The sequence below is a fragment of the Pantoea sp. MT58 genome, from assembly GCF_014495885.1.
Classification (GTDB): Bacteria; Pseudomonadota; Gammaproteobacteria; order Enterobacterales; family Enterobacteriaceae; genus Pantoea; species Pantoea eucalypti.
Window position 1 is genome coordinate 559,097 of record NZ_CP061083.1, and the last position, 13,765, is coordinate 572,861.

Annotated in this window: 10 protein-coding genes; 5 read left to right on the plus strand and 5 right to left on the minus strand. The window is 55.3% G+C overall.

The window, feature by feature from the left end; genetic code table 11:
- Positions 1-147 precede the first annotated feature (147 nt).
- Positions 148-1,470: a hemolysin family protein gene (locus tag IAI47_RS02710; protein WP_008925787.1), complete on the minus strand. Its 1,323-nt coding sequence runs from the start codon at positions 1,468-1,470 to the stop codon at positions 148-150.
- A 491-nt stretch (positions 1,471-1,961) separates the two neighbouring features.
- Between IAI47_RS02710 and IAI47_RS02715 the strand changes: the two genes are divergently transcribed.
- Genes IAI47_RS02715 through IAI47_RS02725 form a run of 3 tightly spaced genes read left to right on the plus strand, consistent with a single transcriptional unit; the run spans position 1,962 to position 7,821 of the window.
- Positions 1,962-3,701, plus strand: coding sequence for an autotransporter assembly complex family protein (locus IAI47_RS02715; protein WP_008925786.1), 1,740 nt, complete (start codon positions 1,962-1,964; stop codon positions 3,699-3,701).
- Positions 3,698-7,465 (plus strand): translocation/assembly module TamB domain-containing protein, encoded by a 3,768-nt coding sequence (locus IAI47_RS02720; protein ID WP_008925785.1) that lies wholly within the window; start codon positions 3,698-3,700, stop codon positions 7,463-7,465. Before IAI47_RS02715 ends, IAI47_RS02720 begins: the two co-directional genes overlap by 4 nt.
- Positions 7,466-7,467: 2 nt before the next feature.
- Positions 7,468-7,821, plus strand: coding sequence for a gamma-glutamylcyclotransferase (locus IAI47_RS02725; RefSeq protein ID WP_008925784.1), 354 nt, complete (start codon positions 7,468-7,470; stop codon positions 7,819-7,821).
- 59 nt (positions 7,822-7,880) lie between these two features.
- Here the strand turns inward: IAI47_RS02725 and ppa are convergent, their stop codons facing one another.
- The 3 genes from ppa to IAI47_RS02740 form a co-directional block, all read right to left on the minus strand.
- A complete protein-coding gene (gene ppa / locus IAI47_RS02730) occupies positions 7,881-8,411 on the minus strand; it encodes an inorganic diphosphatase (RefSeq protein ID WP_003855519.1) in 531 nt (176 codons plus the stop codon).
- A 100-nt stretch (positions 8,412-8,511) separates the two neighbouring features.
- Entirely contained in the window at positions 8,512-8,961 is a 450-nt protein-coding gene (locus IAI47_RS02735) for a DUF441 domain-containing protein (RefSeq protein ID WP_003855520.1), read from the minus strand.
- A gap of 61 nt (positions 8,962-9,022) precedes the next feature.
- Complete coding sequence (locus IAI47_RS02740) at positions 9,023-9,433, minus strand: lysozyme inhibitor LprI family protein (protein WP_003855521.1); 411 nt, start codon at positions 9,431-9,433, stop codon at positions 9,023-9,025.
- A gap of 168 nt (positions 9,434-9,601) precedes the next feature.
- On the opposite strand from IAI47_RS02740, the gene IAI47_RS02745 reads away from it, so the two are divergent.
- Complete coding sequence (locus IAI47_RS02745) at positions 9,602-11,161, plus strand: methyl-accepting chemotaxis protein (RefSeq protein ID WP_003855522.1); 1,560 nt, start codon at positions 9,602-9,604, stop codon at positions 11,159-11,161.
- A 59-nt stretch (positions 11,162-11,220) separates the two neighbouring features.
- On the opposite strand, the gene fbp is transcribed toward IAI47_RS02745, so the two are convergent.
- Positions 11,221-12,228, minus strand: coding sequence for a class 1 fructose-bisphosphatase (fbp, locus tag IAI47_RS02750; RefSeq protein WP_003855523.1), 1,008 nt, complete (start codon positions 12,226-12,228; stop codon positions 11,221-11,223).
- 168 nt (positions 12,229-12,396) lie between these two features.
- Here fbp and mpl point away from each other — a divergent pair, with 168 nt between their 5' ends.
- Positions 12,397-13,749 (plus strand): UDP-N-acetylmuramate:L-alanyl-gamma-D-glutamyl-meso-diaminopimelate ligase, encoded by a 1,353-nt coding sequence (mpl, locus tag IAI47_RS02755; protein WP_008925783.1) that lies wholly within the window; start codon positions 12,397-12,399, stop codon positions 13,747-13,749.
- The last annotated feature ends 16 nt before the right edge of the window (positions 13,750-13,765 follow it).

The window sequence follows — 13,765 nt, forward strand, 5'->3', positions numbered from 1 at the left end:
GACCTATCAGGCTATTCCCTTTGCCTGTCCGAACACGGACGGTGCCCACAATCTCCAACTGCTACGTAAACGTTCCGGTTGTTCCGCGCGCTCTGTATCCAGGACTGCCTGGGACAATAATAGCCGCCGGGACACGCTCTGAGTCATTTACTCTTCTTCGGTTTTGGTCAGGTTCAGCACGGGTGGTCGTTCATCAATGCGGGTGACCAGCAGCTGATCGATACGGTAGCTATCGATATCTACCACTTCGAACTTATAGCCAGCAAACTTCACAAAATCGGTACGCTTTGGAATCTTACGCAGCATATACATCATAAAGCCGCCGATGGTTTCGTAGTTGCCTGACTGCGGGAAATCATCGATGTCCAGCACGCGCATTACGTCATCAATCGGTGTGCCGCCTTCAACCAGCCATGAATTCTCATCGCGCGCCACGATCTGCTCTTCCATGCCCTGACCGACCAGATCGCCCATCAGTGTGGTCATGACGTCATTCAGCGTAATGATGCCCACGACCAGCGCATATTCGTTCATGATCACCGCGAAATCTTCACCAGCGGTTTTAAAACTTTCCAGCGCTTCTGAGAGCGTCAGCGTGTCCGGCACGATTAGCGCAGAGCGAATCTGCAGGCCGCTGTTCAGCGCCATGCTTTGATTGCCGAGTACGCGCAGCAGCAGCTCTTTTGAGTCGACATAGCCAACGATATGATCGATGTCGCCGCTGCAGACCAGAAACTTCGAATGAGGATGCTGGGCGATTTTGGTCTTGAGGCTGGTCTCATCTTCGTGCAGATCAAACCAGACAATATTCTCGCGTGAGGTCATTGAAGAGGGAACGGTACGTGACTCCAGCTCAAACACGTTTTCAATCAGCTCATGCTCCTGCTTGCGCAGAACGCCCGCCAGCGCACCGGCTTCCACCACCGCGTAGATATCGTCGGAGGTGATGTCATCTTTACGCACCATCGGCAGCTTGAAAATACGGAAGAAGACGTTGGCCAGGCCATTAAACAGAAATACCAGCGGACGCATCACTAACAGGCAGAAACGCATCGGATTGATGATGCGCAGCGCGATGGTTTCCGGTGCGACCATGCCAACCCGCTTTGGTGTTAAGTCGGCAAACAGGATAAACAGGCTGGTCACGATGGTGAATGAACAGATAAAGCTGAGCTGTTCCGCCAGTTCCGGCGAAACAAAGCGGTTAAACAGGCCGCTGAAAACCGGTGAAAATGCCGCGTCGCCGACAATACCGCCCAGGATGGCGACAGCGTTAAGGCCAATCTGCACCACGGTGAAGAACATGCCCGGCGTTTCCTGCATTTTCAGCACACGCTGGGCATTGACGTTGCCTTCGTCGGCCAGAAGTTTCAGTTTGATCTTACGGGCGGCCGCCAGCGAGATCTCCGACAGGGAGAAAAAGGCACTGATTACAATCAGCAATAAAATGACAAGCAAGCTATCTAACATATGAGATCCAAAGGGTTATCCACTTGTCATTTTTGGCCTGGGCAGCGTGGGTAAGCGCAAACAGAGTTGGTTTATCCGTGAAACAGAGCTATCCGTGCCAAAAATGTCTGCGCCAGTTCGACAACGTACATGTCGGGGCAGAAATGAAAACAGGCGGAATGCCTGTGGTGGCAGATTATAGCAGGAGCGCTCATCGGGCCGCCAGAGGGCAATCTGCCGCTTCCCTCAGGATTAGCAGGCAGAACGGTACGTTATCGACTCAGATTTATCTGAGTGAATCATTTTGGACCGCTCATTCCCGCCTGCAGGAGTTGTATCAATCCCCCCATTTACCGACAATAGCCGCGTTATTTGAGTTAGAAGTCGATTTTGCGCCGCCGTTTGCCATAAAGTGCGGCTATGATGAGGATGTTGCCGTTGCGGTAGTGCGGGCAAAGATGATTAATAAGTGCCCCGCGGAAAAGGGGCCGGCATGATTAACAGGAGTACAGGTGCCACGATTTTATGTTTATTGCATAGCTGGCCTGCTGCTTGCCGCGCCCGCCCTTGAGGCGGCGACCGTGCGATTACAGGTAGATGGCTTAACCGGGGATCTGCAAAAGAATGTCAGAGCGCGCCTTTCCACCATCGGCAGCGACGAGGTCTCGAATGATGGCCGTTTTCGTGCACGTGTCTCTGTTGCAATAAAAGAGGGGCTGCGCGCCCTTGGTTATTACGAGCCGACCATCGATTTCGAATCCCGCCCCGCGCCTGCGAAGGGAGGACGGCCGGTATTAGTCGCACATGTGACGCCGGGCGAGGCTGTCAAAATTGGCGGCAGCACCATTGTGGTGGAAGGTGATGCGCGCAATGATCCTGATTACAAAGCCTGGGTGAAGCAGGGACGGCCCAAAGTGGGCACGCAGCTTAACCACGGGCAGTATGACAAATTTAAAAGCGGCTTCTCTAATCTTGCGCTGCGTAACGGCTACTTCGACGGCACCTTTAAAAAAAGCCAGCTCGGCGTCTCGGTTGAGCGCCATGAAGCGTTCTGGGATATCGACTACGACAGCGGCGAGCGCTATCGCTTTGGTGACGTCACTTTTCAGGGATCGCAGATTCGTGAAGAGTATCTGCAAAATCTGGTGCCCTTTAAAGAAGGGGATTACTACAGCTCACGCGATCTGGCCGAACTGAATCGCCGCCTCTCCGCCACCGGCTGGTTTAATTCGGTGGTGGTCGCGCCGGAATTCAGCAAGGGACGACAGACTAAAGTGCTGCCGCTGAGTGCCGTGATGTCACCCCGCACCGAAAACACCATTGAAACCGGCGTCGGCTACTCAACTGACGTCGGTCCGCGGCTGAAAGGAACGTGGAAAAAACCGTGGATCAACGACAGCGGCCACAGCCTGACAGCCAGCGCCTACGTGTCTGCGCCGGAACAGCAGGTCGACCTCAGCTATAAAGTCCCGTTACTGAAGAGCCCACTGGAGCAGTACTACACCTTCTCCGGAGGCCTCAAGCGTACCGACCTTAACGACACCAAAGCCGACACCACCACGCTTGCGATGTCGCGCAACTGGGACAGCAGCAGCGGCTGGCAGAAGGCGGTCAACCTGCGCTGGAGCCTGGATCACTTTACGCAGGGCAGTGTGACCAATACCACCATGCTGCTCTATCCCGGCGTCAGCGTAAACCGCACCCGCTCGCGCGGCGGTCTGATGCCGACCTGGGGCGACTCACAGCGCTACTCCGTCGACGTTTCCGATACGACATGGGGCTCCGACGTCGACTTCCTGATTCTGCAGGCGCAAAACGTCTGGATTCGCACTCTCGGTGACAGTCATCGCTTTGTGGCGCGCGGCAATCTTGGCTGGATTGAAACCAACGACTTCGACAAGGTGCCACCGGATCTGCGCTTCTTCGCCGGTGGTGACCGCAGTATTCGCGGTTACAAATACAAAAATATTTCACCGCGTGACGACGACGGCAAACTCACCGGGGCATCAAAACTCGCCACCGGATCGCTGGAATATCAGTATAACGTCACCGGTAAATGGTGGGGCGCGGTGTTTGTCGACTCAGGCGAAGCGGTTAACGACATTAAACAGAGCAATATCAAAACCGGTGCAGGTGTCGGTGTGCGCTGGTCTTCACCGGTTGGCCCCATCAAATTTGATATTGCCAGACCTATCGGGGATGACGAGGAGCATGGATTGCAATTTTACGTAGGACTGGGGCCTGAACTATGAAGCTGTGGAAAAAGGTCCTGATCGGTATTCTGATCTTTCTGGTTGTGCTATTGGGTGGCGTGGCATTTTTAATCGGGACCACGCCGGGACTGCATTTAGTGCTCAAGGGCGCATCGCGCTGGGTGCCTGGCCTGTCGATCAAACAGGTCGATGGCGGCTGGCGTAACCTGACCCTTAACGGTCTGCGCTTTGAGATGCCCGGCGTCAGTGTTGATGCCGGGCAGATTCACCTGGCGGTGGATCTCAACTGCCTGCTGCACTCCTCCGTGTGCGTCAACGATGTCTCCCTGCGCGATATCAGCGTGGTCGTCGACAGCAAGAAAATGGCACCTGCCGCCGCCGCACCGGAAGAGGAGAGTAGCAACACTAACCTCAGCACACCATACCCCATCACGCTGCGTCATCTTGGCCTGCACAACATCAATGTGAAGGTTGATGACACCGCGATCTCGCTGCTTGATTTCACCACGGGCCTGCAGTGGCAGGATCGTGCGCTGACGCTGAATCCGACCCATATCCAAAGCCTGCTGATTGCGCTGCCAAAAGCGGCAAAAGTGGTGAAGGAAGAGGTGGTCGATCCGAAAGTTCAGCAGCCGCATCCCGCTGAGAAACCGCTGGGCGAAACGCTGCAGGCGATGTTTGCGCAACCGCTGCTACCGGCATTGCCTGATTTCCGTCTGCCGCTGGATATTGACGTGCAGCAGATTCTGGGCGAGCAGCTGCGCGTGACCGGCGACACCGATATCGCTGTCAGCCGGTTGTTGCTAAAAGCCAAAACCGCCGATCGGCAGATGCAGTTAACGACGCTGGAAGTGGACTCGAATCTGGGCAATCTGAAGGGGAGTGGGCAGGCGACGCTGGCGGATAACTGGCCGGTCGATTTCTCCCTGAATGGCACGGTCAATACCGATCCGATTAAAGGCGAAAAGCTGGCGCTGAAACTTAACGGTGCGATGCGCGACGCGCTGAAGCTGGGCCTGAATCTCTCAGGTCCGGTCAATGCGCAGCTGGATGCGACGACCCAACTGGCTGTTGCGGGATTGCCGCTGTCACTGCAGCTGACCAGTCCGCAACTGCGCTGGCCGCTGACCGGACCGATACAGTATCAGGCCGATAACCTGGACTATCAGTTCAAAGGCAAAGCCACCGACTATGTGATGTCACTGCAGACCGCCGTGAAGGGCGAATCTGTGCCACCGGCCAATGTCTCGCTGACGGGTAAAGGTAACGTTGAGCAGTTCAGCCTCGATCGCCTGCGCGTAGCCGCGCTGCAGGGCAATATCGATCTCACCGCGCTGGTGGACTGGAGTAAGGCAATCAGCTGGCGCAGTGAGCTGACGCTGGCAGGGATCAATACTGCGAAACAGTATCCCGACTGGCCCGCGCGGCTGGATGGCAAAATCACCACGCGCGGCAGTCTGTATGGCGGCACCTGGCAGCTGAGCGTGCCGCAGCTTCAGCTAAAAGGTAACGTGAAAAAGAATGCCGTAACCGCTGACGGCTCACTGACCGGTAACAGCTACAACCAGTGGACGGTGCCGGGTATTAAGCTGGCGCTGGGACGCAACCATCTGGATGTCAAAGGGGCGCTGGGCGACAGTCTGGATCTTGATGCCAGTATTGATGCGCCACAGCTCGACAATGCGCTGCCGGGTCTGGGCGGCGTGGTCAACGGCACGATTAAAGCGCGTGGCACTCTGAAGGCACCGCAGCTGCTGGCCGATCTCAATGCCCGTGGTCTGCGCTGGCAGCAGATGCAGATTAATCGCGTCACCCTGAATGGCGATGTCCGCTCCGGCGAACAGGTCGCCGGTAAACTGCAACTTCGCGTTGAGCAACTGAAGCAGGATGCGCTGAACATCGGCCTGCTGACGCTGAATGCAGAGGGGAATGAGCGTCAGCATCAGATGAAGCTGACTGTGCAGGGCAAACCGGTCTCGGGTCAGCTGGCGCTCAACGGCAGCTTTGATCGCCAGACCGAGCGCTGGAAAGGCTCGCTAAACGATACCCGCTTTGACACGCCCGTGGGCGAGTGGCGTCTGACCCGCGCCATGGCCATCGACTATCTGAACAGCCGTCAGACGGCGACCATCGGGCCGCATTGCTGGCAGAACCCCAATGCACAAATTTGTGTACCGGAGCCGATTGAAGCGGGCCCGGCAGGTAAGGCGCATGTGGTGCTGAACCGTTTTGACCTTGCGATGGTCAAGCCATTTATGCCGGAGGCAACCCAGCTCAGCGGCCTGTTCAGTGGCGATGTACGCGTTAACTGGACGGCGGATGGCAGCCTGCCAACCGGTACTGTGGCGCTGAAGGGTAACGGCGTAAAAGTGGTGCAGGATGTTCAGGGCAACAGCCTGCCGATCGCCTTTGACACGCTTAACCTGAATGCCGCACTGCGAAACGGTCGCGCGCAGCTCGACTGGCTGATCCGCATTGCCAAAAACGGGCAGCTGGATGGCAACGTGCAGATCGACGATCCGCAAAATCGCCGCACGCTGGGCGGTAACGTGAACATCCGCAATATCTCGCTGGCGATGATCAATCCTGCGCTGATGCAGGGCGAGAAGATCAAAGGCAGCCTGAACAGCAGCCTTCGCCTGGGGGGAAGTGTGCAGCAGCCACAGGTGTTTGGGCAGCTGGGTCTGACGGGTGTGGATGTGGATGGCAACTTTATGCCGGTCGATCTGACCGCCGCCAACCTGAATCTGGTGTTCAACGGTATGAGCTCTACCCTGAACGGACTGGTCCAGACTGCACAGGGCAACATCAATCTCAGCGGTAACGCCGACTGGAGCCAGCTCGATAACTGGCGTGCGCGCATTGCGGCGCAGGGCAGTCGGGTTCGCGTCACCGTGCCGCCGATGGTGCGCATGGATGTCTCGCCGGATCTGGTATTTGAAGCGACGCCAGCCGCCTTTAACCTTGATGGCAGCGTCGATATTCCGTGGGCGCGCATTACGGTGCAGGAAGTGCCGGAAAGCGCGACGGGCGTCTCGTCAGATGAGGTGATGCTGGATAAACAGCTGAAGCCAATTGCACCGCAAACCGCTGCGATTCCGATTAACAGTAACCTGGTGATCCACGTCGGCAACGATGTGCGTCTGTCCGCATTTGGTCTGAAAGCGAAGCTGAATGGCGATCTGAAAATGGTGCAGGATAAGTCAGGACTGGGCTTAAACGGCCAGATCAACATTCCATCCGGTCGCTTCCACGCCTATGGTCAGGATCTGATTGTGCGTAAAGGTGAGCTGCAGTTTGCCGGGCCGCCTGATCAGCCTTACGTTAACCTGGAAGCCATTCGTAACCCGGATGCGACGGAAGATGGCGTCACTGCCGGTCTGCGCGTGACCGGCCTTGCCGATGAACCTAAAGCGGAAGTCTTCTCCGATCCGGCGATGTCGCAACAGGAAGCGCTTTCCTACCTGCTGCGTGGTCAGGGATTAGGCAGCGACGGCGACAGTAACGCTCTAACGTCGGCACTTGTTGGCTTAGGGGTTGCACAAAGTGGTCAGGTTGTGGGTAAAATCGGAGAGACCTTCGGTGTCAGCAATCTCGCCGTTGATACTGCCGGTGTTGGCGATAGCCAGCAGGTGCAGGTCAGCGGCTACGTGCTACCGGGTCTGCAGGTAAAATACGGTGTTGGCATATTTGATTCACTGGCGACGTTAACCTTGCGTTACCGCCTGATGCCTAAGCTCTATCTGGAAGCCGTGTCCGGTGTGGATCAGGCTCTCGATTTGCTCTATCAGTTTGAGTTTTAGCAATGCGAATAATTGTCTACGGCAGTTTACGGCGCAAACAGGGAAACAGTCACTGGATGACCAATGCGCAGTGGCTGGGTGATCACCAGATTGAAGGCTTTGAGCTGTATAGTCTGGGCCATTATCCCGGCGTTATAGAGGGCAATGGAGCGGTACATTGTGAGGTGTACCGCATTGATGCCTCAACCCTGGCGGAGCTGGATGCGCTTCGCACCAAAGGGGGAGAGTACAAACGATTTCTGACTCAGACGCCGTTTGGCAGTGCATGGCTTTATGTTTATCAACGCTCAGTGGCAGGACGCCAGCGCATTATGAGTGGTGACTGGCTAAAGCGTGATGAGGAGCCAGAGGCCTGAACAAAAACACCGTCCATTTGGACGGTGTTTTTTTTTCGACTTACAAACCGGCAGCAGAATTACTTCTTCTGTGCGCGCTCATAAGAGGAGATGATTTCAGCTTTAGCGGCTTCGGCGTTATCCCAGCCATCCACTTTCACCCATTTGCCTTTTTCCAGATCTTTGTAGTGTTCAAAGAAGTGGGTGATCTGTGCACGCAGCAGTTCTGGCAGGTCGTTCACATCTTTGATGTGATCGTACTCTTTAGAAAGCTTGGTGTGCGGAACGGCAACCAGTTTGGCATCTTCACCAGACTCGTCGGTCATTTTCAGCACGCCAACCGGACGGCAGCGGATCACGGAGCCTGGGACCAGTGGATACGGGGTTGGAACCAGTACGTCAACCGGATCACCATCCAGAGAAAGGGTATGGTTGATGTAACCGTAGTTGCACGGATAGAACATGGCGGTAGACATGAAACGGTCTACAAACAGGGCACCAGACTCTTTATCAACTTCATATTTGATCGGATCAGCGTTCGCTGGGATCTCAATGACAACGTAGATATCTTCTGGCAGGTCTTTACCTGCTGGCACCTGGTTCAAACTCATCTGGTATTCCTTCAGTAGTCGTATGTTGAGTGTCGGCTATTATAGCCAACTGACTCTGAATGTATGCCCCCTTTTTGGCGTTTCGGAATGCGCCCAAACGCTACTTAGCTGCCACAAACAGTGAAACAATGCCTGCGGCAATCAGTGGCCCTACTGGCACGCCACGAAAGAACGCGACGCCTATCACCGTACCAATCAGCAGACCTCCGATTACAGAGGGTTGTACGCTCATAAAATTCACGCCACGACCGCCCAGCCAGGCGACAAAAATCCCCACCAGAATCGCCACAATCGACTTCCAGTTGGCAAAGGATTTGATTAAGGCGGAGGCGGGCAGTGAGCCGCTCGCCAGCGGCGCCATGACTGCCACGGTAAGAATAATGATGCCTAAGGTAATGCCCTGTTTTTCGACGTAGGGGAAGAACTGCGCCAGCGGGGTAATTTTAATCGCCAGCAGCACCAGAATCGAAATCGTGACCGCATTGTTGTGTACGAAATAACTCAGCACGGCGAGGCAAATCAGAATGATGGTCGAGGCGTAAGCAGCCATGGTTTCTCCCTGAAGGTTATGGAACGCACTGACTTCCGCCAGTGCAAAAGCCAGTTATCGATCAGCAGTCATCGGGATTCGCACAACTGCCTTTAGAAAGTGATTGCAACATCAGCGCCTGATTCCGCACCAGGCTCAGACTCTGCGCGCTCAGGGCGACACTACCCAGTGTTCCCTGAGAACTGAGCTGACTGCGACTCGCCTCCAGCCAGCTGTCGCGGTAGCTCAGCCAGGCACGCTGAGCGGCACGCAGTTTGTTCTTCGGTTCGCCGGAGAGCGTTTTCATCAGCTTGTTGTACTGCTTATTCATCGCCTGATCCCAGACCTTGCTTGCTGCCGCGTAGCACTGATTCATTGCAAGAGTCGTTGAGGCATTATTGAGGCAGCGATCAGGCGAAGCGTCTGACGGTATATCCTCTGCCAGCGCCGATGTGCTGAGGCAGATCAGCATCAGAAACAAACCTGGTTTCATTCTTTTCTCCGGATAACGGATGGGCGGCAATCAGCTTGATGGATGTTTCTGTGATGATCAAGTTGTTAACACTAATCAGCGTTAAAGTTTCGGACCGTTACTGCCGATAATTCCTCCGCTTTGAGGCCGCTTGAAATTCGCCTTTTCACATACACGGAAACTATCAGGATGAAACAGTTATCACTTCGCACGGGGTTGCTGGCTTTGCTGGCATTTATGACACTGCTGCTGTTGGCGGTGAGTTCTATGGGTATCGTGGCAATTAACAAAGGAAACCGCTCGCTGGATGTGGTTAACCGCATTCAGGGGATCGAGCTGAACAGTCTTTATAAGAGCAATTCAGATCTGATGCGTGCCCGCGCTAACGCGGCGCTGGCAGTGCGTAAAATTGAAATTGGTATGCTGGAAGAGGGCGCGGCAGTTACAAAACTCTCACAGGCGGATGTGGTGTCATCACAACTCAACCTGAAGCGCTTTGTGGACGCAGGAACGGTGACGGCGCACGGTAAGATGCTGGCGGATGCGGTTTCAGCCAGTTACAAAGCCTATCTCGACCAGGGCATCAAACCGATGATGGACGCGCTGGATAAGCAATATACCGACGAATATTACCAGCTGCTGGAAGGCAACCTGGCAACACTGGCGGCCAGTTACGATAAGGCGGTCACTGACTTCAGCCAGTTTGCTGACCAGGTCACGCAGGCTCAGCTGGTGCAGGCGGCCCAAAACGAAACCAAAATGAAAATCCTGATCGGTGTGGCAGGGATATTAACGTTGCTGCTGCTGGTGCTTGCCTGGCAACTGCTGCGCCGGATGCTGCTGCAGCCGCTGAACCAGGCGATTGTCCATCTTGAGCAGATCGCGGCGGGTGATCTGTCGCAGGCGCTGCCACCGTCCAGCAACAATGAGCTGGGCCGGCTTAACCATGCACTGAGCGGGATGCAGGACTCATTGCGGACCTCAGTGAGTCAGGTGCGTGAAGCGAGTATGCAGATCGACATCGGCAGCCGTGAACTGGCGGCCGGTAACGTCAATCTGTCTCAGCGCACCGAAGAGTCCGCCGCCTCGCTGGAGCAGACGGCGGCCAGTATGGAGCAGCTTACAGCCACCGTGCGACTTAACGCCACAAATGCTCAGCAGGCGAACCAGCTGGCAAGCGCGGTCTCCGATACTGCCGATCGCGGCGCTGAGGTCGTCAGCTACGTGATGGAAAAAATGAATGAGATCACCGAAAGCGCCAATCGTATCGGCGACATTCTCAGCGTGATTGATGGCATCGCTTTCCAGACTAACATCCTGGCGCTCAATGCCGCCGTGGAAGCGGCGCGTGCAGGCGAGCAGGGCCGTGGCTTTGCGGTGGTGGCAAATGAAGTGCGCACGCTGGCACAGCGCAGTGCTAACGCAGCCAAAGAGATCCGCACGCTGATCAGTGACTCACAGTCTCGGGTGAAAGAGGGCAGTGAGATGGCGACGCGCGCCGGGGAAACCATGGATGAGATTTCTGGTGAGGTGATGCGCGTCACGGCACTGATGAAAGAGATCTCGATGGCCTCCGACGAGCAGAGCCGTGGCATTGAGCAGGTCAATCTGGCCGTCACGCAGATGGATGCCGCGGCTCAGCAGAACGCCGCGCTGGTAGAGCAGGCAACCGCTGCCACTCAGTCGCTGGAAGCACAATCCGACCAGCTTCAGTCAACGATGGCGCAGTTCAGATTGCAGACAGCGTAAAAAACAGATAGGGCGCGAAATCGCGCCCTATCTATATGACTTTTTATACTACTTCCGGATTAACCCTGACGGCAATCCGGGAACTCAGCCAGGAAACGCTCAACGTCGTTCACCATCGCCTCGTTACCGCAGTAGAACGGGCAACGCTGATGCAGCGTGACCGGTGGAATATCCAGAATACGTCTCTGACCGTCGGTCGCTTTACCGCCCGCCTGCTCGGCCAGGAACGCCATCGGGTTGCACTCATACAGCAAACGTAGCTTGCCCTGAGGATGGCTGGCGGTACTTGGATAGAGGTAGATACCGCCTTTCAGCAGATTACGGTGGAAATCCGCAACCAGCGAGCCGATGTAACGTGAGGTATAAGGACGATGCGTTGGCAGATCCTCTTCCTGACAGAACTTCAGATATTTCTTCACACCCTGCGGGAAACGAATGTAGTTACCTTCGTTGATCGAATAGGTGTATCCGGTTGGCGGATAGGTCATACGTTCGTGACTGAGGCAGAATACACCCAGTGACGGATCATAAGTAAACGCATGCACACCTGCGCCGGTGGTATAAACCATCATGGTGGATGAGCCGTAGACCACGTAACCGGCAGCAACCTGCTTGTTGCCTGGCTGCATGAAGTCCGCTTCAACCACTGGCGTGCCGGGTTCGCTAACGCGATGATAAATAGAGAAAATGGTGCCGACGGAAACGTTAACGTCGATGTTAGAAGAACCATCCAGTGGATCCATTAACACCACGTACTTACCGTTTTCCTCACCTTCAAAGATAACGAACTCGTCTTCTTCCTCAGAAGCGATACCGGCGACGATGCCACGTGCTTTCAGTGCTGCCTTCAGTTTTTCGTTGGCAAACAGATCAAGCTTCATCTGCTGTTCACCCTGAATATTCTCCACGCCGCTGGCACCGAGAATATCCACTAAACCGGCTTTGTTGATGTCGCGGTGGATAATTTTGGCACCCAGCTTGATAGCTGAAATCAGCGCCGTCAGTTCACCTGTGGCGTGCGGAAAGTCGTGCTGCTTCTCGACGATAAATTCGCCCAACGTTTTCATAACACATTCCCTGAATCTTCGATGGAGTGGCAGCACGCGTAACAGTCTGCCAACGGATGCGTACGCAGTTTAGCCGAATGAACTTCAAAAACCATAGTCCTAATCCGTTTCTTCCGTCTGCGAGCGGCGTTACACTGTGCGCCGAACTTTTGAGTAATGGATCATGTTATGCGCATTCACATCCTCGGGATTTGTGGCACTTTTATGGGCGGTCTGGCGATGCTGGCACGTTCACTTGGTCATCAGGTGACCGGTTCAGACGCCAACGTTTATCCGCCAATGAGTACCCTGCTCGAACAGCAAGGCATTGAATTAACGGAAGGTTATGACGCCAGCCAGCTGGATCCGATGCCTGACTTAGTCATCATCGGCAATGCGATGACGCGGGGTAATCCTTGCGTGGAAGCCGTACTGGAACGCAACATTCCCTACCTCTCTGGCCCACAGTGGCTGCACGATTTTGTGCTGCGCGATCGCTGGGTACTGGCAGTGGCCGGAACCCACGGTAAAACCACCACAGCAGGCATGGCAGCGTGGATTCTCGAGGCATGCGCCCTTGAACCCGGCTTCATTATTGGTGGTGTACCAGGAAACTTCGATGTCTCAGCAAAATTAGGAAAAAGTCCATTCTTCGTCATTGAAGCGGATGAGTATGACTGCGCGTTTTTCGACAAGCGTTCCAAGTTCGTCCATTACTGTCCGCGTACCCTGATCCTCAACAACCTTGAGTTTGATCATGCTGACATCTTTGATGATCTGCGGGCGATCCAGAAGCAGTTCCACCATCTGGTGCGGATCGTGCCGGGTCAGGGCAAGATCCTGTTGCCGGAACATGATCCTAACCTCAAACAGGTAATGGCGATGGGCTGCTGGAGTGAGCAGGAGAGCGTTGGCGAGCACGGGCGCTGGCAGGCGAAGAAGCTGACCAACGATGCCTCTCACTGGGAAATCTGGCTCGACGGCGAAAAAGTCGGGGAAGTGAACTGGGGCCTGGTTGGCGAACACAACATGCACAATGGCCTGATGGCGATTGCGGCCGCGCGGCATGTCGGTGTGAAGCCGGAAGATGCAGGCCAGGCGCTGAACACCTTTATCAATGCACGTCGCCGGCTGGAGCTGCGCGGTGAAGTGAACAGCATCAAAGTCTATGATGACTTCGCGCATCATCCGACCGCGATTCTGGCAACACTGGCTGCGCTGCGCAGTAAAGTGGGCGGCAGAGCACGTATCCTGGCGGTACTGGAGCCACGCTCCAACACGATGAAGATGGGCGTCAGCAAAAACGATCTGGCCCCGTCTCTGGCGCGGGCTGATGAGGTCTTCCTGTTCCAGCCTCACCATATTCCGTGGCAGGTTTCAGACGTGGCAGAAGCGTGTATACCGCCTGCGCACTGGAGTGCGGATATCGATACCCTGGTCGAAATGGTGGTCAAAGCCGCTCAGCCAGGCGACACGATTCTGGTCATGAGCAACGGCGGGTTCGGCGGTATTCATCAGAAGCTGCTGGACAGGCTGGCCTGATATGACAGGCGCCCGA

What these genes read in the sequence shown, in the direction of transcription:
- IAI47_RS02710 (WP_008925787.1), bottom strand. Translation starts at nt 1,470, where the DNA reads ATGTTAGATAGCTTGCTTGTCATTTTATTGCTGATTGTAATCAGTGCC.
- IAI47_RS02720 (WP_008925785.1), top strand. Translation starts at nt 3,698, where the DNA reads ATGAAGCTGTGGAAAAAGGTCCTGATCGGTATTCTGATCTTTCTGGTT.
- IAI47_RS02725 (WP_008925784.1), top strand. Translation starts at nt 7,468, where the DNA reads ATGCGAATAATTGTCTACGGCAGTTTACGGCGCAAACAGGGAAACAGT.
- ppa (WP_003855519.1), bottom strand. Translation starts at nt 8,411, where the DNA reads ATGAGTTTGAACCAGGTGCCAGCAGGTAAAGACCTGCCAGAAGATATC.
- IAI47_RS02735 (WP_003855520.1), bottom strand. Translation starts at nt 8,961, where the DNA reads ATGGCTGCTTACGCCTCGACCATCATTCTGATTTGCCTCGCCGTGCTG.
- IAI47_RS02740 (WP_003855521.1), bottom strand. Translation starts at nt 9,433, where the DNA reads ATGAAACCAGGTTTGTTTCTGATGCTGATCTGCCTCAGCACATCGGCG.
- IAI47_RS02745 (WP_003855522.1), top strand. Translation starts at nt 9,602, where the DNA reads ATGAAACAGTTATCACTTCGCACGGGGTTGCTGGCTTTGCTGGCATTT.
- fbp (WP_003855523.1), bottom strand. Translation starts at nt 12,228, where the DNA reads ATGAAAACGTTGGGCGAATTTATCGTCGAGAAGCAGCACGACTTTCCG.
- mpl (WP_008925783.1), top strand. Translation starts at nt 12,397, where the DNA reads ATGCGCATTCACATCCTCGGGATTTGTGGCACTTTTATGGGCGGTCTG.